Source organism: Streptomyces sp. NPDC001927 (genome assembly GCF_053594455.1).
Genome location: NZ_JBSFEN010000003.1, coordinates 1 through 20677, shown reverse-complemented (window position 1 = coordinate 20677; position 20677 = coordinate 1). Strand labels below are relative to the sequence as shown.

17 protein-coding genes and 2 pseudogenes are annotated in these 20677 nt (G+C 73.9%); 9 read left to right on the top strand and 10 right to left on the bottom strand.

The annotated features are described in order from the left end of the window. Positions 1-6 precede the first annotated feature (6 nt). Positions 7-1044 (bottom strand): NAD-dependent epimerase/dehydratase family protein, encoded by a 1038-nt coding sequence (locus ACWCO8_RS07765; protein ID WP_451031462.1) that lies wholly within the window; start codon positions 1042-1044, stop codon positions 7-9. A 142-nt stretch (positions 1045-1186) separates the two neighbouring features. Between ACWCO8_RS07765 and ACWCO8_RS07760 the strand changes: the two genes are divergently transcribed. The 3 genes from ACWCO8_RS07760 to ACWCO8_RS07750 all read left to right on the top strand — a co-directional run bounded on the left by ACWCO8_RS07760 (position 1187) and on the right by ACWCO8_RS07750 (position 2374). After that, the gene (locus ACWCO8_RS07760; protein ID WP_362008251.1) at positions 1187-1429 is read left to right on the top strand and encodes a DUF5133 domain-containing protein; all 243 of its coding nucleotides are present in this window, start codon (positions 1187-1189) and stop codon (positions 1427-1429) included. A 94-nt stretch (positions 1430-1523) separates the two neighbouring features. After that, the gene (locus tag ACWCO8_RS07755) at positions 1524-1901 is read left to right on the top strand and encodes an STAS domain-containing protein (RefSeq protein ID WP_451031461.1); all 378 of its coding nucleotides are present in this window, start codon (positions 1524-1526) and stop codon (positions 1899-1901) included. A 23-nt stretch (positions 1902-1924) separates the two neighbouring features. Beyond that, positions 1925-2374 (top strand): ATP-binding protein, encoded by a 450-nt coding sequence (locus tag ACWCO8_RS07750; RefSeq protein WP_451031460.1) that lies wholly within the window; start codon positions 1925-1927, stop codon positions 2372-2374. A gap of 8 nt (positions 2375-2382) precedes the next feature. On the opposite strand, the gene ACWCO8_RS07745 is transcribed toward ACWCO8_RS07750, so the two are convergent. Continuing rightward, positions 2383-3279 (bottom strand): SigB/SigF/SigG family RNA polymerase sigma factor, encoded by an 897-nt coding sequence (locus ACWCO8_RS07745; RefSeq protein WP_451031459.1) that lies wholly within the window; start codon positions 3277-3279, stop codon positions 2383-2385. A gap of 131 nt (positions 3280-3410) precedes the next feature. On the opposite strand from ACWCO8_RS07745, the gene ACWCO8_RS07740 reads away from it, so the two are divergent. After that, on the top strand, positions 3411-3857 hold the full coding sequence (locus tag ACWCO8_RS07740; RefSeq protein ID WP_451031458.1) for an ATP-binding protein: 447 nt from the start codon (positions 3411-3413) through the stop codon (positions 3855-3857). A gap of 86 nt (positions 3858-3943) precedes the next feature. Then, on the top strand, positions 3944-6970 hold the full coding sequence (locus ACWCO8_RS07735) for a HAMP domain-containing protein (RefSeq protein WP_451031457.1): 3027 nt from the start codon (positions 3944-3946) through the stop codon (positions 6968-6970). A gap of 15 nt (positions 6971-6985) precedes the next feature. Here ACWCO8_RS07735 and ACWCO8_RS07730 read toward each other — a convergent pair whose 3' ends face one another. Next, positions 6986-9292, bottom strand: a complete 2307-nt coding sequence (locus ACWCO8_RS07730) for a SpoIIE family protein phosphatase (protein WP_451031456.1) — start codon at positions 9290-9292, stop codon at positions 6986-6988. Positions 9293-9471: 179 nt separating this feature from the next. On the opposite strand from ACWCO8_RS07730, the gene ACWCO8_RS07725 reads away from it, so the two are divergent. Next, a complete protein-coding gene (locus tag ACWCO8_RS07725; protein ID WP_451031455.1) occupies positions 9472-9843 on the top strand; it encodes a hypothetical protein in 372 nt (123 codons plus the stop codon). Between the two features lie 59 nt (positions 9844-9902). Then, the gene (ligA, locus tag ACWCO8_RS07720) at positions 9903-12008 is read left to right on the top strand and encodes an NAD-dependent DNA ligase LigA (RefSeq protein ID WP_451031454.1); all 2106 of its coding nucleotides are present in this window, start codon (positions 9903-9905) and stop codon (positions 12006-12008) included. Between the two features lie 86 nt (positions 12009-12094). Here the strand turns inward: ligA and ACWCO8_RS07715 are convergent, their stop codons facing one another. Continuing rightward, positions 12095-13459, bottom strand: a complete 1365-nt coding sequence (locus tag ACWCO8_RS07715) for a serine hydrolase (RefSeq protein ID WP_451031453.1) — start codon at positions 13457-13459, stop codon at positions 12095-12097. Positions 13460-13872: 413 nt separating this feature from the next. Between ACWCO8_RS07715 and ACWCO8_RS07710 the strand changes: the two genes are divergently transcribed. Then, positions 13873-15768, top strand: a complete 1896-nt coding sequence (locus tag ACWCO8_RS07710; RefSeq protein WP_451031906.1) for an NAD-binding protein — start codon at positions 13873-13875, stop codon at positions 15766-15768. A 136-nt stretch (positions 15769-15904) separates the two neighbouring features. Here the strand turns inward: ACWCO8_RS07710 and ACWCO8_RS07705 are convergent, their stop codons facing one another. The 6 genes and pseudogenes from ACWCO8_RS07705 to ACWCO8_RS07680 form a co-directional block, all read right to left on the bottom strand. After that, positions 15905-16150 carry a hypothetical protein gene (locus tag ACWCO8_RS07705; protein WP_362008225.1) on the bottom strand — a complete coding sequence of 82 codons (246 nt, stop codon included), beginning with the start codon at positions 16148-16150 and terminating at the stop codon, positions 15905-15907. 62 nt (positions 16151-16212) lie between these two features. After that, a complete protein-coding gene (locus ACWCO8_RS07700) occupies positions 16213-16689 on the bottom strand; it encodes an NUDIX domain-containing protein (protein WP_451031452.1) in 477 nt (158 codons plus the stop codon). 23 nt (positions 16690-16712) lie between these two features. Further along, a complete protein-coding gene (locus ACWCO8_RS07695) occupies positions 16713-17447 on the bottom strand; it encodes a D-Ala-D-Ala carboxypeptidase family metallohydrolase (RefSeq protein WP_451031451.1) in 735 nt (244 codons plus the stop codon). A 182-nt stretch (positions 17448-17629) separates the two neighbouring features. Continuing rightward, positions 17630-18868 carry an NAD(P)/FAD-dependent oxidoreductase gene (locus tag ACWCO8_RS07690; protein WP_451031905.1) on the bottom strand — a complete coding sequence of 413 codons (1239 nt, stop codon included), beginning with the start codon at positions 18866-18868 and terminating at the stop codon, positions 17630-17632. An 86-nt stretch (positions 18869-18954) separates the two neighbouring features. After that, positions 18955-20421: an FAD-dependent oxidoreductase gene (locus tag ACWCO8_RS07685; protein WP_451031450.1), complete on the bottom strand. Its 1467-nt coding sequence runs from the start codon at positions 20419-20421 to the stop codon at positions 18955-18957. Next, positions 20418-20600, bottom strand: a pseudogene (locus ACWCO8_RS07680) (FGGY family carbohydrate kinase); the annotation flags it as partial. The gene ACWCO8_RS07685 and the pseudogene ACWCO8_RS07680, both read right to left, overlap by 4 nt. On the opposite strand from ACWCO8_RS07680, the pseudogene ACWCO8_RS07675 reads away from it, so the two are divergent. Beyond that, positions 20583-20677 (top strand): annotated as a pseudogene (locus ACWCO8_RS07675) (cysteine protease StiP domain-containing protein); the annotation flags it as partial. The pseudogenes ACWCO8_RS07680 and ACWCO8_RS07675 overlap by 18 nt on opposite strands.

Genomic DNA, 20677 nt, shown 5'->3' with positions numbered 1-20677 from the left:
GGCCCGTCATCCCACGCGGCGCCCCGTCAGCGGGGCCGTCGCGTCGCCGCTGCCCGCCCGTACGCCCCGCAGGAAGGCGTCCAGCGCCTCCAGAGACGTACGGGTCGGTTCCCAGTCCAACTCACGGCGGGCCCGCTCGGTGGACAGCAACGGCAGTCTGAGGGCCGCGTCGAAGAGGCCGGGGGACGCCCCGGCGACCCGCAGCCGCCAGGCCGCCGCGAGCAGACCGCGCGCCGCCCCGCTCGGCACCTTCACGGGCCGGGCGTCGAGGAGCGCGGAGAGCGCGGCCGTGTCGACGACCGGGTCGGCCGCGATGTTGAACGCGCCCCGGGCGTCCCGTACGAGCGCGCGGACGTAGGCGTCGGCCGCGTCGTCGGTGTGCATGGCCTGGAAGCGCAGCCCGTCCAGCTCGGGGAGGAGCGGCAGCAGATCCGGACGCATCAGCCAGCCGGGGAAGAACCGGCCTGCGAAGATCCGCCGCTGCTCGCTGGCCGACTCCTCCTTGAAGAGGAAGCACGGCCGCATCCGCACCACCCGCGTCTGCGGGTGGTCGCGCTCGAAGGTGTCCAGGACCCGTTCCACGTACGCCTTCTCGCGGGTGTACGCGGCGCCGGGCCAGCCGTGCGTGGGCCAGGACTCGGAGACCGGCGCGCCGCTCCCGGGCCCGGGGGAGTAGGCGCCGACGGACGAGGCGTACACCAGGGCGGGCACGTGCCCGGCCGCGACCGCGTCGAAGACCCGCAGCGCCCCGAGGACGTTGGACCGCCAGGTCACGGCCGGTTCGTGGGTCGGCTGGAACGCCCAGGCCAGATGGACGACGGCGTCGGCGTCCTCGATGTACCGCGCGAGCCTCGGCTCGTCGCCCTCCAGCGACAGGTCCACCTCGGCCCACTCGGTCTTCTCCAGGGACAGCGAGGGGGTGCGGCGGGCGAGGCCGAGCACGGAGGAGATCCGCGGCTCCCGTTCCAGAGCCCGGACCAGACTCGTCCCGACATTGCCCGTGGCGCCCGTGACGACGACCTTGAGTCCCGTACTCGCCTTCATGGAATCGACCATCCGCCATCCGGAGCGCGGCCGCACGCCGGACCCGGCTCCGTGACGGACCGTGTTCGCATGGGTCGCGCGGGTGACCCGGCGACCCGAATATGGAGCGACGGAGGGAGGGGGGTCGCGCCAGGAGGCCATGATGTTGATGCCCGACAGAAACACCGTCGACCAGCTGCTGCGGCACTACAGGGCCCAGGAGCGGGGTGTTCTGGCCAGGCCCTGCGATCTGTCGATCCGTCGCCGCTTCGAGGACACCGCGTACACGCTGTGCGTGCTGATGGGGGAGCGGACCGCGCGCGAGGCGGTGCACGCCGCCGAACGGTACGTCGGAAGCCCGAGCCCCGCGCCCCGCCAGACGCTGGAACGGCTCCCCGGCTCCTGACGGGACCCGTTCGCCCCCGATGGGGCGGACGATGCGTTCCGGGGCATGAGTGGGGTAGACCCCTGTACGAGCACGGAGGGAGGCAGGTGACTCGATGGTGTCCGAGCGCTTCGCCGTCACGGCCGAGACCGGCCCGGGACCCGGTGAGTCCGGTGCGCCCGGTGCCGTGGTGCTCTCCCTGACGGGAGAGCTCGACCACGACACGGCGGACACCCTGCGGCAGGCGCTGGAGGAACGGAACGGCGCGGAACTGATCCTGGTCGACTGCGAGCGGCTGAGCTTCTGCGACTCGACCGGTCTCAACGTGCTGCTGCGGGCCCGGCTGCAGGCCGTGGAGTCCGGCGGCCGGCTGGAACTGGCCGGACTGCGCCCGCCCGTCTCCCGGATGTTCGAGATCACCGGGGCGCGGACCGTGTTCCGCGTGTACGAGAACGTGGCCGAGGCGCTCACCGACCGGCGGGCGAGCGGCTAGAACACGCGAGGGCGGAGGGTGTGGTGGGCGGGAACGCCGTGGACGAGGGCCAGGTCCGGCGGCTGGTGCTGTTCGGGACCAAGGGAGTCGTCACGCGCTGCCGTGACTTCACCGAGGCGGCGCTCGGCGACTGGGGCTGGATCCCGGCCGAGGACGACGAGGGCCAGGAACGGGCCGAGGACGTCCTGCTCCTGGTCTCCGAGGTCGTCACCAACGCCTGCCTGCACGCCGACGGCCCCGAGGAACTGGTCCTGCGCCAACGCGACGACCACCTGCGCGTCGAGGTCTCCGACGCCAGCCCCGAACTCCCGAGGCGACGGCAGCCCAGAGCGCCGTCACTGCCCGGCGGCCACGGCCTGATGGTCCTGGACCGGCTGGCAGGCGCCTGGGGATCCGAGCCGCGCGGGCGCGGCAAGGTCGTCTGGCTGGAGGTCGCCCGCCCGGGGCACCTGCGCCGAGGGGCGGGTGCCTGAGCCGCACGTCACCGGTCCTGCGCGTCCTCAAGCAGGCCCGTGCGGAGTTCGTCGAGGATCCGGGCGAGCAGCCGGGAGATGTGCATCTGCGAGAGTCCGAGCCGCTCGCCGATCTCCGCCTGCGTCAGCTCCGCGCCGAACCGCAGAGCCAGGATCCGGCGGTCCCGCGCGTCGAGCCGCGCGATCAGCGGCTTGAGCGACTCCAGCGCGTCGATCAGCTCGAAGGCCCCTTCCTCCGCCCCCAGCCGCCGGGCCCCCTCCGTCACCGTCGACTCGTCGTCCCAGGCGGGCGTGTCGAGCGAGCGGGCGACATAGCCGTTCGAGGCCTGCTCGCCCTCCGCCACGCTCTCCTCGTCCACGTGCAGATGGGCGGCCAGCTCCGCGCGGGTCGGACGCCTGCCGAGCCGCTGCTCCAGCGTGTCGACCGCCTTCGCCAGCTCGATGCGCAGCTCCTGAAGGCGGCGTGGCACCTGGACGGCCCAGCTGGTGTCGCGGAAGAAACGTTTCATCTCCCCGACGATCGTGGGCAGCGCGAAGGCCGAGAACTCCACCCGCCGGCCCGTCTCGAACCGGTCGATCGCCTTGATCAGGCCGATCGTGCCGACCTGGACGATGTCCTCCGTCGGCTCGGCGCGGTTCCGGAAGCGGCGAGCCGCGAACTTCACCAGGCTGAGGTTCAGCTCGACCAGTGTGTTCCGTACGTACGCGTGCTCCGGCGTGCCCTCCTCCAGCTTCTCCAGCCGGGCGAAGAGCGCCGTGGAGAGCGTCTGGGCGTCGCCGGTGCTCACATCGGTGGGCCGGTCGATCTCGGGCAGACCATCCAGCGCGCGCTCGCGCACGGCGGCCTGCTCGGCCTCCGCGCGGGTGCGGGCCGTGGTCGAAGGGTTCCGGTCGGTGGTGGACATATGGCTCCCTCGACGGGTGGGGCGAGCCTTCGCCGCCGGGTGCGGGCGGCGCGGTCCGTCGTTCGAGCGTCCTCAGGCAATTATCCCCTGAATGGGTGGTTTGGCATCGTCCCTTCGGGCAGCGGCCCTCCATGGCGACGACCGGACGGGAGGACGCCGGGCTCGCCCGCCGGCACGAGCTGCGCGACGGCCCGGGCCTGGTGGGGGAGTGCCGCGACCTCACCCGGCAGGCCCTGCACGACTGGTTCGGCCCGTTCGGCGGTGCGCGGGACGTGCTCGTCGAGGACGTCCTGCTCCTTGTCTCGGAGGTCGTCACCAACGCGTACACGCACGGTGGCAGACCGTACGAGCTGCGCCTCGACGGCTCCGGCGGCCGGCTGCGGGTCCAGGTCAGCGACACCAGTCCCGTACGTCCGCGTCCGCACGGCCCGCACGACGCGGCCCGCTCCTCCGGGCACGGGCTCTACCTGCTGGAACGGCTCTCGACCGGCTGGGGATGGCGGCCGCGCGGGGAGGGGAAGACCGTCTGGTTCGAGGTCGCGATCACCGACGCTGCCCCCGAGCCGGGCCGTGCCTAGAGTGGAGAAGCGGGACCGGGCATGGTCGCGTACCGTACCCGGCCCCCTACCGGACCCGTACCCCTCCGTGCAGCGTGAGGACCGCGATGGAGAGCTCCCACCGGCCGGCCGCGTCCGACGGGCCGCACGTGCCCCCCGACCGACTCGGCGACGACGGGGTCGACGACCGTCTCGGTGACGACGGGCTCGCACGGCTCCTCGCCGGGCTCACCGCCGTCCGCGACGGCGACCTGTCCGTCCGGCTGCCGGAGTCCGCAGGAGGCATCCTCGGCGAGATCGCGGCCGTCTACAACGACATGGTCGACCGGCTCTCCCTGGTGACCTCCGAGATCACCCGCGTCGCGGGCGAGGTCGGCGGGCAGGGCCTGCTCGGCGGCCGGGCCCGCGAGCCGCGCGTCAGCGGGGTGTGGCTCGAACTGACCTCCGGCGTCAACACCATGGCGGACAACCTGACCTCCCAGGTCCGCTCCATCGCCCAGGTCGCCGGCGCCGTCGCCCGGGGCGACCTGACGCGGAAGATCCGGGTGGACGCCCGGGGCGAGATCCTGGAGCTGAAGGAGACCATCAACACCATGGTGGACCGGCTCTCCTCCTTCGCCGAGGAGGTCACCCGCGTCGCCCGCGAGGTCGGTACGGAGGGCAAGCTCGGCGGCCAGGCCACCGTCCTGGGCGTCTCCGGCACCTGGAAGGACCTCACGGACAACGTCAACTCGATGGCCGACAACCTGACCAACCAGGTCCGCAACATCGCCCAGGTCACCACGTCCGTCGCCCAGGGCGACCTCACCAGCCGTATCGACGTCGCGGCGCGCGGCGAGATCCTGGAGCTCAAGACCACCATCAACACCATGGTCGACCAGCTCTCCTCCTTCGCCGCCGAGGTGACCCGGGTGGCCCGCGAGGTCGGTACCGAGGGCAAACTCGGCGGCCAGGCCGAGGTGGAGGGCGTCTCCGGCACCTGGAAGCGGCTCACCGAGAACGTCAACGAGCTCGCCGGCAACCTGACCCGGCAGGTCCGGGCCATCGCCGAGGTCACGAGCGCCGTCGCCGAGGGCGACCTCACCCGCTCCATCACCGTGGAGGCCCCCGGCGAGGTCGGCGACCTGCGGGACAACATCAACGCGATGGTCGAGTCGTTGCGGGCCACCACCCGCGCCAACGAGGAGCAGGACTGGCTCAAGACCAACCTCGCCCGGCTCGCGGGCCTCATGCAGGGCACCCGCACCCTCCCGGCCATCGCCGAACTCATCATGACCGAGGTGCCACCGCTGGTCTCCGCCCAGTACGGCGCCTTCTTCCTCGCCCGCCACGACGAGCGCGGCACCGAACTCGTCGTGACCGCCTCCTACGGCTCCCCCGACGAACCGGACGCCCCGGCCCGCCGCTTCCGCCTCGGCCAGTCGCTCGTCGGCCAGGCCGCCCACGACCGCCGCACCCTGGTCGTGGAGAACGTACCGGCCGGCTACGCCACCGTCGCCTCCGCGGTCGGCTCCGGCGAACCCGCCATGCTGGTCGTCCTGCCGATCGTCGTGGAGGACCAGGTCCTCGGCGCCGTCGAGCTCGCCTCGCTCCGGCCCTTCACCGACCTCCATCGCGACTTCCTCGAACGGTTCGTGGAGACCGCGGGCGCCGTCGTCAGCTCCCTCGTCGCCAACCTCCGTACCGACGAACTCCTCGGCCAGTCCCAGCGGCTCACCGACGAACTGCGCTCCCGCTCCCAGGAGTTGCAGGCCCGGCAGAAGGAACTCCAGCGCTCCAACGCCGAACTGAAGGAGAAGGCGGCCCTCCTTGCCGAACGCAACAAGGACATCGAGTCCAAGAACCTCGTCATCGAACAGGGGCGCCAGGAGCTGGAGGCGCGCGCCCAGCAGCTCTCCCGGACCTCGATGTACAAGTCCGAGTTCCTCGCCAACATGAGCCACGAGCTGCGCACCCCGCTCAACAGCCTGCTGATCCTCGCCCGGTTGCTCGGCCAGAACCCGGAGGGGAACCTGACGGAGAAACAGGTCGACTACGCCGAGGTCATCCACTCCGCGGGATCCGACCTGCTCCAGCTGATCAACGACATCCTCGACCTGTCGAAGGTCGAGGCGGGCAAGATGGACATCCGGCCCGAACGCTTCGCCCTCCACCACCTCCTGGAGTACCTGGAGGCCACTTTCGGGCCGGTCGCCGACGAACGCGGCCTGGCCTTCTCCATCACCGTCTCCTCGGACGTGCCCGAGGAACTGACCACCGACGAGTCGCGGTTGCGGCAGATCCTGCGCAACCTGCTCTCCAACGCACTGAAGTTCACCGACGAGGGCGCGGTGGAGTTCATCATCGAGTACGCTGACGCCGACGAACCGCCCCTCGCGCTGCGCGGGAGCGGACCTGTCCTCGCCTTCCGCGTCAGCGACACCGGCGTCGGCATCCCGGCCGAGCGGCTCGACGACATCTTCGGCGCGTTCCAGCAGGGCGACGGCACCACCGCCCGCCGCTACGGCGGCACAGGACTCGGGCTCTCCATCAGCCGCGAGGTGGCCGGGCTGCTCGGCGGCACCATCGACGTCCGCTCCACCCCCGGCAAGGGCAGCCGCTTCACGTTCTACCTCCCGGCCCCGCGGCACACCGCGCCCGTGGGCACGAGCGACGGCGAGCCGGTCACGGACACCGAGCCGCCCTCCACCGACACGGACCGCGCCGTCGAAGCCCCCGGAACCCGCCCCGCCGACCACCCCGACCCCACGACCTCCGGCCGTACCGTCCTCGTCGTCGACGACGACGTGCGCAACGTCTACGCGCTCACGGAGGTGCTGGAGGGGCACGGCATGCACGTCCTCCAGGCCGACAGCGGCAGGGCGGGCCTCGCCCTCCTGGAGGCGCACGACGAGGTCGAACTCGTCCTGATGGACGTGATGATGGCGGGCCTGGACGGCTACGCGACGACCGGTGCGATCCGCGAACTCCCCGGCCGCAGGACCCTCCCCGTCATCGCGGTCACCGCGAAGGCCATGCCGGGAGACCGCGCCCGCGCCCTCGCGGCGGGCGCCAGCGACTACGTGGCGAAGCCCGTCGACGCCGACGAGCTGATGGCCAAGGTCCGCCACTGGCTGGCGGGCCCGACTCCGTGACGACGCGGGCCTACGTCACCGTACGAGCACGGCCACGATGCTCGTGTCGTCGTCCGTGTCGCCCGGGGCCGCGTCCAGGAGCGACTCCACCTGCTCGTCCGGCGGCCGGCCGCTGACGAGCGCGGCCTGCGCGGCGAGCCGGGCGAGCCCGTCGTCCAGGCCGTCGTGGCGGCGCTCGATCAGCCCGTCCGTGTAGAGGATCAAGGTGTCTCCCGGCCGCAGCGAGGTCCGCCGCTCCTCGTACGCGTACGAGGGCACCGCGCCGAGCAGGACGTCGTGCGGCGGGTCGAGCAGCCGCGCCTCACCGTTCCGTACGAGCACCAGCGGCAGGTGCCCCGCGCTCGCCCAGACCAGCACCCGCGCCACCGGGTCGTACAACGCGCACACCGCCGTCGCCGTCGGGTACCCGCTGGTGCGCAGCGTCACCTCGTTGAGCCACCCCATCAGCCGCCGCGGTGACTCGCCCGTACAGGCGAGCCCCCGCTGGGCGTTGTGCAGCGCCACCATGCCGGTGACCGAGTCGATGCCGTGCCCGGCTACGTCCCCGACCGCGACGAGGATCCTGCCGTCGGGCAGCGGCTGGACGTCGTACCAGTCGCCGCCCACCCGGTACTCCTCGGCCGCCGGCCGGTACCGGGCCGCCACGACGAGTCCCGGGAACTCCTGGAGGTCCGGCACCTCGGGCACGATCGCCTGCTGGAGCTGGAGCGCGATCTGGTGCCGCAGCTCCGCCCGGGTCCGTACGGCCGTCAACTGGTCGAACGTCGCGTTCAGGGCCGCCTCGACGCGGCGGCTCGCGGACACGTCCTGGTACACCCCGGCGAAGCCGGTGACCGCCCCGGCGTCCAGGAGCGGCTCGGCTGCCACCCGCACGTGGCGCACGGTGCCGTCGCCGAGGACGATCCGCAGCACCGTCTGCGCCCCCGTGCGCCGCTCCGTCAGCGTCCTGAGCAGGCCGGTCAGCGCCTCCCCGTCCTCCGGGTGCACCAGGCCGCGCAGCCCGAGCAGCGGTACGGGAGGCTCGTCACGGGACCTGCCGAAGACGGCGTACGCCTGCTCCGACCAGACCGTGCCGCCGTCGGTCAGGCTGTCCTGGAACAGCGCCACGCTCTGCAGCCGGGCCACCGCGCGCTCCGACGCGAGCCCCGGATCACTGGCGGCGTGCCACAGCACGACCGCCCGCTCGGGCCCGGCCGGAAGCACCCGTACGTCGAGCAGCGTCGGCGGTCCTTCGTCGTCGGCCCGGTCCTCGGGGCCCGTCGGCGGCCCTGCCGGGAGTCGGGCCACGTGCTGGGTGCGGGCCGTCCGGTGGGCGCGCCGGGCCAGGTGGGCGAGGTCGGCGTGGACGTGCGGGAGGGCGAGGGCCAGGGACCGGTCCTCGGCCGGCGGGGCGCCGCCGAGGGCGGCGACGGCGTAGTCGTTGAGGTGCTCGACCGCGGGAGGCGCGGTGGGTGTCTCGGCCGGCGGGGCGAGCCGTAGCAGCATCGCCGGGTGGACCAGGGCGTCCAGGACGTCGACCAGGCCCGGCACGGCCGACGACGGTGCGTCGGCCGCGTCGAGGACGGTGCCCGCCACGTCGGTAAGGCCGACCAGCGCCTTCCTCAGGGCCGCGTCGAGGACGACGGGTCCCGGCCAGGCGACCAGGGCCAGGCCCACCGTCACCCCGCGCGACCGCAGTGGGAGGAGCGCCCGCGCCGAACGGCGGGCGGGGCCCGGCAGGACGTCCCCGCCCCCCGGGCCGTCGTCCAGCCAGACGGGGGCGCCGTCGGCGAGGACCGTGCGGAACGCGGGCGGGGCGGCCGGGGGGATCCACTGCCAGGCCGCCGCCTCCGCCGCCCCGACGCCCGCGTGGCCGGCAAGGCGCAGACAGCCCCACGCGTCGCGCCGCCAGAGCCAGAGGCACTCCGCGCCGAGCGGGACGAGCCCGCCCTCCAGCAGGGCGCGGGCCGCCTCGCCGACCGTGTCCGCGGTCTCGGCCGCTGCGGCCGCCTGCCGCGCCCGCCGTTCCTCGGGGGTGCTGAAGACGACGGGGGCGGCCGGGGCGGGCTCCGCCCGCACGACTGCGGACGGCTCCGAGCCGGACAGACCGGCGACTCCGTTGACGACGTCGGCGGCGAGATCCTCCACGCCGAGGCCGGTCGCGTGGGAGAGGGCGGCCAGGTGCTCGGCTGCGTCGGCGGGGGAGGCGCCGAGCTGGGCCGCGAGGACGCCGGTGGCCAGGTCGATCAGATGCCGGCGGGTGAGTTCGGCGCGCAGTCGCCTGTTCTCGGCCGAGAGACCGGTGATGCCGGGCCCCTCGGGACCCGCCGCGGACGTCGTCACGACTCCCTGCCGTCCCTCCACCAGGTGGTTGTCCGGAACGCTCGTGTTCGCTCAGGATTCTACCGTTCTGGTCCTGCGGTGAGGTGTGGCCCGAGGGAGGATTGGGGAGTGTTCCGGGGCGCTGCGCGGGTACCCGCCGGGGCGGAAGGGGCATGACGTGCGGGTGGAGGTGTCCGGCGATGGACGAAGCACGGCTCTCGCAGCGTGAGCGGCGCATCCTGGCCGAGATGGAGCGGGATCTCCGTGCGGACACGTCGCCGGAGGACGGGTCACGGGATGGTGTGTCGCCGGGTGACGGGTCGCGGGGTGACGTGGTGCCGGATGACGTGTCGCCGGAGCGGGGCCGGAGCCCGGTCCGCCGCCACGCGCTCGCCGTGGCCGTCGTGCTCCTCGGCGTCCTGACCCTCGGGCTGCTCGTCCTGGCGGTCATGTCCGGTGAACCCGCTCTGATCTGGGCCTTCGCGGTCATGTGGGTGCTGACCCTGACCTGCTTGATGAAGCTGGTCATCCGCTGGTCCCGCCACCTGAAGCCGAGGTCCTGGCCGACCTGAGGCCGAGGAGACGTGCGGCACGGCGTCGCCCGGGCCCGTTGTCAGTGGTGCCCGGCACGATGGAGACCATGACGACGACTCCGGTTCTCGCCGATGCCGCCGCGTACGCGCGGGCGGTCGAGGATGCCAAGCACGCGGCCGCGGCCTACTACGCGGGCGGTACGTCCCCGCTGGACGACGACGCCTACGACCACCTCGCCCGGGCGATAGCGGCCTGGGAGGCCGAGCACCCCGACGAGGCGCGCGCCGACTCCCCGACCGGCAAGGTCGCCGGGGGCGCGGCCACCGGGGACGTACCGCACACGCGGCCGATGCTCTCGCTCGACAACGTCTTCTCCGCCGAGCAGTTCACCGCCTGGGTCGCCTCCCTGGAGCGCCGGATCGGCCGGACCATGGAGCGGTGGAGCGTCGAACCCAAGCTCGACGGACTCGCGATCGCGGCGCGCTACGAAGAGGGGCGGCTCGCCCGCCTGATCACCCGTGGGGACGGCACGGCCGGGGAGGACGTGTCGCACGCCATCGGGACGATCGTCGGCCTGCCGGAGCGGCTTGCCGAGCCCGTCACGGTCGAGGTCCGCGGCGAAGTGCTCATGACCACCGAGCAGTTCGAGGCCGCCAACCCGGTCCGGGTGGCCCACGGCGGCGAGCCGTTCGCCAACCCCCGCAACGCGGCGGCGGGCACCCTGCGCGCCAAGGACCGGCCCTACCGGGTCGAGATGACCTTCTTCGCCTACGACATGCTGCCGCTGGGCGCACCGGAGAGCGACGAGGCGGCGGGGGTCGGTGGTGCCGGTCTCGGCGAGGCGGCTCACAGCGAGCTGCTCGCCCGGGCGGTCGCCCTCGGGCTGCACACCTCGGCCGCCACCGCCGTTCCCGGCCGGATGGTGACCGGCGCGGCCGAGGTCCTGGCCAGAGTGGAGGAGATAGCGGCGCTCCGGGCGGAGTTGCCGTTCGGGATCGACGGGATCGTCGTCAAGGCCGACCTCGCCGCCGACCGCCGCGAGGCCGGCGAGGGCTCCCGCGCGCCGCGCTGGGCGATCGCGTACAAGCTCCCGGCCGTCGAGAAGGTCACCCGGCTCCTCGCCGTCGAGTGGAACGTCGGCCGCACGGGCATCATCGCGCCCCGCGCCGTCCTGGAGCCGGTCGACATCGACGGCAGCACCGTCACGTACGCCACGCTGCACAACCCCTCGGACATCACCCGCCGCGATCTGCGCCTCGGCGACCAAGTGATGGTCCACAAGGCCGGCGACATCATCCCCCGCATCGAGGCGCCGGTCGCCCACCTGCGGACCGGCGACGAGCAGCCGATCGAGTTCCCGGAGACGTGCCCGCAGTGCGGTTCGGAGATCGACCGCAGCGAGCAGCGCTGGCGGTGCGCGCAGGGCCGGAACTGCCACCTCGTGGCCTCCCTCTCGTACGCCGTCGGCCGCGACCAGCTCGACATCGAGGGGCTCGGCGTCTCCCGGATCGTCCAGCTCGTCGACGCCGGACTCGTCGCCGACGTGGCCGAGCTCTTCACCCTCACCCGCGAGCAGCTCCTCGGCCTGGAGCGGATGGGCGAGACCAGCGCGGACAACCTGCTCGCCGCGCTCGCCACCGCCCGCACCCGACCGCTCTCCCGCGTCCTGTGCGCACTCGGCATCCGCGGCACGGGCCGCTCCATGTCCCGCCGGATAGCCCGCCACTTCGCCACCATGGACGCCGTCCGCGCGGCCGACGAGGAGGCGATGCGGAGCGTCGAGGGCATCGGGGCCGAGAAGGCGCCGGTCATCGTGGCCGAGCTGGCCGAGCTCGGCCCGGTCGTCGACAAGCTCGTCGCCGCCGGGGTGAACATGACCGAGCCCGGAGCCACCCCGCCCCCGCAGCCGGGAACCGACGGTACGGACGCGGGCGCGGGCGTGGCGGCCGGCCCGCTCGCGGGTCTGGCGGTGGTCGTCACCGGAGCCATGACCGGGCCGCTGGAGGCCCTGAGCCGCAATCAGATGAACGAACTGATCGAGCGGGCCGGGGGCAAGTCCTCCTCCAGCGTGTCCAAGCGCACGGGGCTCGTCGTCGCCGGCGAGAAGGCCGGGTCCAAGCGGGCCAAGGCGGAGGAGCTGGGCATCCGTCTGGTCGGTCCCGAGGAGTTCGCCGAGCTGCTCGGGGACTTCCTGCCCGCCTGACAGGAGGGCGGGGAGCCGGTCGCGCGGCGTTCACCGGGGCCCGTGGCGTGAGGCCCCGGTCTCTCGTGGCGCCGCGCGACCGGCGGTCACATGCCCCCGTCGCCCCGCCCGGCCGACCGGCGGCGCCAGACCCAGAGCGAGAGCGCGGCGCCGAGCGACGCCCCCACCAGGGCGAGCGGAAGTCCGGCCCAGGGACCCGAGGGCACGTCCTCGTGGCGTACGGCCTTCGCGGGTCCGGCGAGCGCGGACACGTCCTCGGAGACCGTCACCGCACCGGTCCGCCGCTCGGTAGGCGCCTCCGGACCGGCCTTGGGGCCTGCCTCGGGGGCGGCCTTGGGGCTTGCCTTCGGTCCTGCCTCGGCGGAGGCCTTGGGACCTGCCTTCGGGCCCGCCTGCGGTACGGCCTCCTTCGCCGGCTTCCCCGTGGCCTTCTTCACCTGACGGTCCTTCGACCGGTCCCGTACGGCCGACGGAACCAGGGAGCCGACAGGCTGGACCCGTCCCGCCGCGTCGAAGCCCCAGTCGAGCAGCGTCCGCGCCTCCTCGTACACCGCGAGCCCGCCGCCCCACTGCGGGTTCATCACCGACACGACCAGCGTCCGCGAGCCCTGCCGGGCGGCCGCGATCAGGGTGTTCCCCGCGTTGGTGGTGTAGCCGTTCTTCACGCCGATGAGCCCGGGATAGCGGCTCACGCCGTCCTCGCCGGTCAGCAGCCGGTTGGTGTTGCGGATGCCGTACGACCAGCCGCCCGCGGGGAACTCCGCGTACGACGTGGAGCAGTACCGGACGAAGTCCCGGTCCTGCAGCCCGGCCCGGCCGAAGATCGCCAGGTCGTACGCGGAGGACACCTGCCCCGGCGCGTCGTACCCGTCCGGGGAGACCACCCGGGTGTCACGCGCCCCCAGCGCGCGGGCCTTCTCCTGCATCTGACGGGTCATGGACTCCCAGCCGCCGTTCATCGCCGCGAGCACCCGCACCGCGTCGTTCCCCGAATTGAGGAAGACCCCGTTCCACAGGTCCGAGACCTTGTACGTGAGCCCGGCCTGGACCCCGACCATGCTGCTGCCGCTGCCGATCCCCGCCAGCTCCGATTCGGCGACCGTGTGCTGCTCCCTCTGATCGATGCGGGGGAGCGCGGTCACGGCGAACAGGGTCTTCAGCGTGCTGGCGGGCGGCAGCCGCCGATGCGCGTTGCGGGCGGCCAGGACCTCCCCCGTGGAGGCGTCCGCCACCAGCCAGGAGAGCGCGGAGACGGAGGACGGCGCCTCCGGCCCGCCGGGCAGCGGCTGGACCTGGGTCCCGGAGCGGTGGAGCCGGGCGGGATCGACGAAGCGTTCGGCAGGAGGCGTGGGTTCGGTGACGGTGGAGGCCGCGGCCGTCGGTGCGGGCAGCACGAGCAGCAGCGCCGCGGCACCGGCGGCAGCGTGGCGGACAGCTGACATGACGATCATTCAGCCACCGTAGAAAGCGGGACCGCCGCTCGCAGATCGGAGTGCGCCGACCGGCGTATTACGAGTGGCGTACGGGCGGTTTCCGGGCCTCTGCGTGGCGTCGGCGGGGCATCGGCGTGGCGTCGTCGGGACGTCGGCGGGGCCTCGTCGGGTGGCGCGTGACGGTCCGTGAGGCCGCGCGAGACGGCCCGGGCGGTGCGGACGGGAAGGCTCCGGAACCCGGGGCCATGGGCGGTGGCCGGAGTGTCGGTGGCGCACGGCATGCTGGTGACGTGTCCTCACTTCCGTACCAGAGCATGCCCGTTCCGCCGGAGCCCGCGCGGCGGGCGCCCGCCGCCGATCCGCAGGGCACGCCCCTCGGCGCGCCCGCGTCGCGCCCCGACCGGCTGCCGCCGCCCGCCCCGGCCGGTCACATGATCGTGTGCGGTGACGACGTGCTCGCGCACCGGCTCGCCCACGAGCTCCACGACGTGTACGGGGAGCGGATCACCCTTCTCGTACCCGCGCGCGGCGACGAGCCGCAGGCGCCGTCAGGCCGCCCGGGGCGCGCCGCGTCGCTCTTCGGCCGGGTGACCGCCGCCATGACGCGTACGCCGGCGGGGGACCAGCGCGGAGTGCCCGAGGGCCGGTCGATCCGAATGGTCGAGACGGCCGAGGTCGACGACGCGGTGCTGATCGACGCGGGAGTGGAGCGGGCCGCCGCGCTCGCCCTCGTCCACGACGACGACGAGACCAACATCCGGGCCGCCCTCGCCGCGCGGCGGCTCAACCCGCGACTGCGGCTGGTCATCCGGCTCTACAACCGCAAGCTCGGCCAGCACCTGGAGACGCTCCTGGACCAGGCCGCCACCGTCGCCGAGCCCGGCCTCGACCCCAAGGAGCTCGACGCGGCGACGACCGTGCTCTCCGACGCGGACACCGCGGCGCCCGCGCTCGCGGCCACCGCCGTCGCCGGGACGAGCAAGGTCGTACAGGCCGGCGGACTGTTGCTGCACGCCGTCGAGCGGACCCCGCCCGCCCGGGGCGAGCTCGCGGATCCGGGGCTCTGTACGCTCGCGCTGCTCTCGGCGACCACCAACGACCCGGCCGGCGTCGAGGGCGCCGAAGGCAGCGGCGCCCAGGGCCCGCTGCTGCTGCCCGACGACCGGGCGGTCGCCGCCGCACCGGGACGGGGCACGGTCGCCCTCGAAACGATCACCTACGCGGGCCCGACCCTCTCCAACAAGCGGTTCGGCGCCGCGCTGCCCATGGGCTCGTTGTTCTCGCGCCGGCTGCGCTGGTCGCTCGCCGGGGTCACCGCCGCCGTCGGGGCGATCGCCCTCGCGACCTGGCTCACCACCGGCGACCATCCCCTGCACGCGGCGTACCTCACGCTCCTCGACATCTTTGCCATCGGCGACCCGGCCGTCGAGGAGACGACCGGCCGTCAGGTGCTGCAGATCCTCGCCGGTTTCGTCGGGCTCCTCCTCATGCCGGTGCTCATCGCGGGCATCCTGGAGGCACTCGGCACCTTCCGGAGCGCGACCTCGCTGCGCCGTCCGCCGCGCGGGCTCTCCGGGCACGTGGTGTTGCTCGGCCTCGGCAAGGTCGGCACCCGCGTCCTCGCCCGGCTGATACGCCTCGACATCCCCGTGGTCTGCGTCGAGTCCGACCCGGAGGCGCGCGGCATCGCGCTCGCCCGCCGGCTGCGTGTGCCCACGGTCATCGGCGACGTCACGGAGGAGGGTGTCCTGGAGGCCGCCCGGATCCACCGTGCGCACGCTCTGCTCGCGCTGACCAGCATCGACATCACCAACCTGGAGGCCGCGCTCTCCGCCCGCTCCGTGAAGCCCGAGCTCCGGGTCGTGCTGCGGCTGTACGACGACGACTTCGCGACCGCCGTCTACCGCACCCTGCGCGCCGCCCACCCGGCGGCCCTGACCCGCAGCCGCAGCGTCTCGCACCTGGCGGCTCCCTCCTTCGCGGGGGCCATGATGGGCCGCCAGATCCTGGGCGCCATCCCGGTGGAGCGCCGGGTGCTGCTCTTCGCGGCCGTGGAGGCGGGCGGCAACCCGTTCCTGGAGGGCCGTACGGTCGCCGAGGCCTTCCGCCCGGGGGCCTGGCGGATCATCGCCCGCGCGACCGGTTCGACGCCCCTCGTCCGACACTCGGCGGGCCTCGTCTGGCAGCTGGAGCCGGACCGTGTCCTCGGCGCGGGCGACCGCGTGCTCGTCGCCGCCACCCGCCGAGGCCTGGCCGAACTCCTCGGCCGCCACCCCCGTCCCCCGCGCCAGGAGCACCCCGACTCGCCCCGCCACAGGACGAGCTGACGGTGTACACGGCGCGTCGATGCTGGGGAGATCCCCTCGGAGCGCACGTACGTTGCCGGTGTTGACGGCGACGGCCAGGGGCAGGCCCGCCCCCCGGCCGTCGCAGACGAAGAGGACCCAGTTCAGCCTCCGCTCCTCAACCCGTCCGGCCGAGGTCGGCGGTGGGGGAGGCGCGCAGGGCCGATACGAGGTGCAGCAGTCTCGCCTCGTTCCCGGAGAGGCCCGCGGCGCGCAGCGCCTCGTCGGCCTCGGCCATGGGGTGGGTGAGCATCGCCGCCGCGTAGGGAACGAGGTGCGGATCGGTCAGCACGGCCTGCGTGGACTCCAGCAGACGGAGGTACGCCTGGGCTGCGGCGCGCTCACGGACGGTGATCGTGGTCATGTCGGGCTCCCTCTCGACAGGTTGGCGACCTCCACCCTCTCGTACGGGTCTGACAATCGGGCTCAGCCCCGCCCGTCGAGCCACTCCGCGAGCCGTTCGAGGAAGACCCGCTGGCCCGGAACGAGCAGCGGAGCGGCCGCTTCCGGGGCGAACCAGCCGACCCGGTCGATCTCCGGGAACTCCCGCAGAACACCCGAGCCGCGCGGCCACTCCATGGTGAACGTGCCCGGCACGACCAGGGACGGGTCGAGATCCGCCTCGACCGCCCAGATCGTGACGGTCTTTCCGCTCGTCTGCCGGGCCTCGCCGAGCGCGATCCGCTCGCCGTCGGGCGCCGGCAGGCCGAGCTCCTCCTCGAACTCGCGGTGGGCGGCGGCCTCGGGTGTCTCCTCGGGGCCGTACTCGCCCTTCGGGATCGACCAGGCGGAGACGTCCTTCGACGCCCAGAAGGGCCCGCCCATATGGCCGATGAGTACCTCGAAACCGCTGTCCGCCGCTCTGCGGAAGAGAAGGAGCCCAGCGCTGCGCTTGTCCGGCATACCGCCCAGTGTCGCCGAGCGGATCAGATCCCGCAGCTGCTCGCCGACCAGAAGCGCGAGGCGCGGGTGTCCACGTGCGCGTGGTCGCCGTGGCCCGGGTAGCCGGGGCCGAGGATTCCGTTGAAGCCGTGGTTGCGCGCCTGCTTCGCCAGCGTGCACAGCGACGGGGAACCCGTCAGGTCGATGCCGTCGCCGTACAGATGGCGGCTGTCGGAGGCACCGCCCACGGCCGCGTTGCAGGCGTGCGAGCGGAAGCCGCTGCTCACCGAGATCGGAACGTCGCCCAGCGCGTGGCGCAGCGCCTCCAGCTTCCACATCGCGCGCAGGGCGTTGGACCTGGCGGTGGCCGCGCTGACCGCGCCGCCGGAGAAGTCGCCGTTGCACTTGTTGAGCTCGGCGTAGGTGAAGTGGACGGGCGTGCAGTCCGCGTCCTGGAGGGCGTACAGCTTCGCGAAGGTGGCGGGGCCGGCGACGCCGTCCGCGCCGAGACCGTACGCCTGCTGGAAGCGGGTCACCGCGGCCTGGGTGGCCGGGCCGTACGCGCCGTCGACCGCGAGGACTCCGCCGTAGCCCGGGTATCCGGCCACCCGGATCTGCAGCTGGGTCACGTCCGCGCCGGACATGCCCGAGGAGAGGGTACGGCTCCAGGTGTAGCACTCGTCGGCGTGCGCCGTGCCGGCCGTGGCGACCGTTCCCGTGAGGGCGGCGGCCACCATCAGGAGTGTGGCGAACAGGGATCTGACCATGCGCCGGACCATGACACCTCCGTGTCGGAACTGGGCGGGATCTCCACCCGCAGCATCCGTCATGAACATGACCACGAGGATGGGGGGAGGTGACGGGCCGGTCAACGGTTCCGGGCATCTGCCAGTGGCCCAGGCCACTGGCAGGTCGGACCGTGCGGGTCAGACCCCTTGTCCCGCACGGTCACCGGCCCGGGTCAGACCGTGACCCGCACCGTCACAGGTCCGCCCGCCGGATCGACCTCGCGCGCCCAGCCGGAGGCCACCCGCACCGAGCGATGCGGCCAGGCCGTCCCGAGGAGCCGGACGCGATGGAGGACCCGGTCGTCCTGGCCGACCTCCACGACCGGCCACGACAACGGCTCGGCGACCCGCAACAGGACCGGGCGAGCCGCGGACCCGTCGGCCGGCGGAAGGGAGATCCGGTTCGGCGCCACCCACCGCACCGGCCCTTCCACCCGCACCGGAACCGCCGTCACCGGCCAGGGCTCTCCGGTCAGATACCGCAGTACGGCATCGGCCGCGGCCCGACCCTCGGCCGCCGCGGCCCCCGCCGATTCGACCCCGCGCAGGACGTTCCCCGCCGCGAAGACGCCCGCCGTGGCGGTGCGGTGGGCGGCGTCGACCGAGGGGCCGCGTGTCCCCGCGTCCAGGGGCACCCCACCGGCGCGGGCCAGTTCGTGCTCCGGGATCCAGTCCCCGGTGAACACGACCGTGTCGCAGCCGACCACACCCTCCCGACCGTCGGCGCGGCGCACCCCGACGCCCGTGAGCCGGCCGCGGCCGAGCAGCTCCGTGACCGTGGTGCCGGTCAGCAGCGGTGGCGGCGGGAGCGTGGTGAACCGGCGTGGTGATCGGGGCTGTTCCGTGACCATCGCCACCACATCGACCTGGGCCCGGCGGAGCGCCCGCACCGCGTGGTGGGCCACCGGTTCGGCGCCGATCACGACGGCACGCCTGCCGAGCCGCTCCCGCCGTACCCCGTACAGGTGCACGGACTTCTGGAGTTCGCCGGTGGTCAGCACTCCGGCCGGCCGTGTCCCCGGTACGAGCCGTGCGCTGCGCGGCCGTTCGCGCGCGCCCGTCGCCAGGACCACCGCACGCGCCGTGATCCGTTCCAGGCCGGTCGGGGCCGTGACGTCCAGGGTGAGCGGCCCGGACCAGCCGGTCACCGACACGCCCGTACGGACCGTGGCACCGGCGCGGTCCGCCGCGCGGGCGAGGCGGTGCGCGTACCCCGGCCCGTCCAGCGGGCGCCCGAGGTCGGCGAGGCAGAAACCGCCGTGCGCGCAGTGGCGCGGCACTCCGCCGGCCTCCCGCTCGCGCTCCAGGACCTCGACCCGGTACCGGCCCGCGCCGGCCGCGGCGAGCCGCTCCGCCGAGGCGAGCCCGGCGGGCCCCGCACCGACGACGAGGACGTCGACGAACCGGTGCACGGCTCCGGAGACGGGCCCGGTCGGGTCCAGGTCCAGGTCCAGGCCCGCCTCCGGACCCGCGTCCGCGCGTACGTCCCCGGAACCGCTCACTGCTCCCGCCACGGCCGCCCCACCCCCTCCTCGAACAGCGCCCGGACCGCCGCACCGCACGCGAATCCCTGGCACCGGCCGCCCCGGGCCCGCGTCCGGCGCCGCAGACCGTCCAGCGAGGCGGGCGGGACCGTGGAGGCGAGGGCCGCCCGGATCTCGCCCCGGGTCACCCGCTCGCAGTGGCACACGATCGAACCGAACTCCGGCTCGCGGGCGATGAGTTCGGCATCCCGGTACGGGCGCGGGAACGCCTCGCCGAGGTTCGGCATCCGGACCGGGGCGAGCGGCCGCTCCGGCCCGAGAGCGAGGCCGCACTCCGTGAGCAGCTCCACCATGTGGGCGGCGATCGCCAGGGAGGCCGTCAGTCCGGTCGACCGGATGCCGCCCGCCGTGACGTACCGTAGCCCGGGGTGGGCGGCGCACCGGTAGTCCTCGTCCTCGGTGGCGGCCCGGAGCCCCGCGTAGACCGCGGTCACCTCCTCGTCGAGGAGCGCGGGCAGCACGCGGCGCCCCTGGGCGCGCAGGGACGCCAGGCCCTCGGCGGTCGTTCCGGTGGCGGTCCGGTCGTCGAGGTTCTCCGCCGTGGGGCCGAGCAGCACCTTCCCGTACACCGTCGGCGCGACCAGAACTCCCTTGCCCAGAGCGCCTGGTACCGGCAGGAGGATGTGGCGGACGAGCGCGCGGGCGAAGGAGTCGAAGACGATCAACTGCCCGCGTCTCGGCGTCACCGTGAAGTCACGTCGCCCGAACAGGGCGTCGAACCGGTCCGCGTAGAGCCCGCAGGCGTTGACGACGTACCGGGCCCGCAGCACTCCCCGGGGTGTGATCAGTCGGTGCGGAGTCCCCGGATCGGCCTTCTCCACCCGGCAGTTGAGGTGCAGGTCGACCCCGGAGCGCACGGCCTGGGTGGCGTACGCGAGGGTGGTCGTCCACGGGCAGATGATCGACTCGCCCGGCACCTCGAGCGCTCCCAGCGCTCCCGGCCCCAAGTGGGGCTCCCGGAGACGCAGTTCGTCGGCGCTCAGGACGCGGGTCGTGCGATGGCCGTTGCGCGCGGCCTTGTCCGCGAGGCGGGGGAGGGCGGCCAGTTGCTCCTCGTCCCAGGCGACCAGGAGCGCCCCGAGCGGCTCGACGGGAATGCCCGTCTCCCGCGCGTAGTCGAGGAGCAGGCGCTGCCCCTCCCGTACCAGAGCCGCTTCCAGCGAACCTGGAACGGCGTCGAAACCCGTGTGCAGAATCGCCGTGTTGGCCTTGGACGTGCCCTCGCCGACATCACCGGACGCCTCGACCAGCGCGACCCGCAACGGCCGACGGGCCAGCTCGCGCGCGACCGCGCAGCCGACCACTCCGGCGCCGACCACCGCGACGTCGTACTCGGCGCCCGGCGCCGAGGTGTCCGGGAGCGTGCCGGCGCGGGTCACCGCCCCGAGCCGCCGGTCCGACGCCGGGCCGTGCGAGGTCATGGCCGCCCCTCGGCCCCGTCGAGCAGCCCCGCTACGGCGGTACGGAACCGGCCCATGCGCTCGGCGGCCTCCGCCCCGGTCACGGCGGGCTCGTAGACGGCCGACGGCTTCCACTCCGGTACGGCCTCGTGGACGGCGAGCCCCGGGGCGAGCCCGAGCCGCGCCACCGCGCCGACCCCGGCTCCTGCGTCCGCACCTACGGCACCCGCGAGGACTTCCTCATCCCCTCCGCCTGCCTCAACTCGACCGTCTCCGG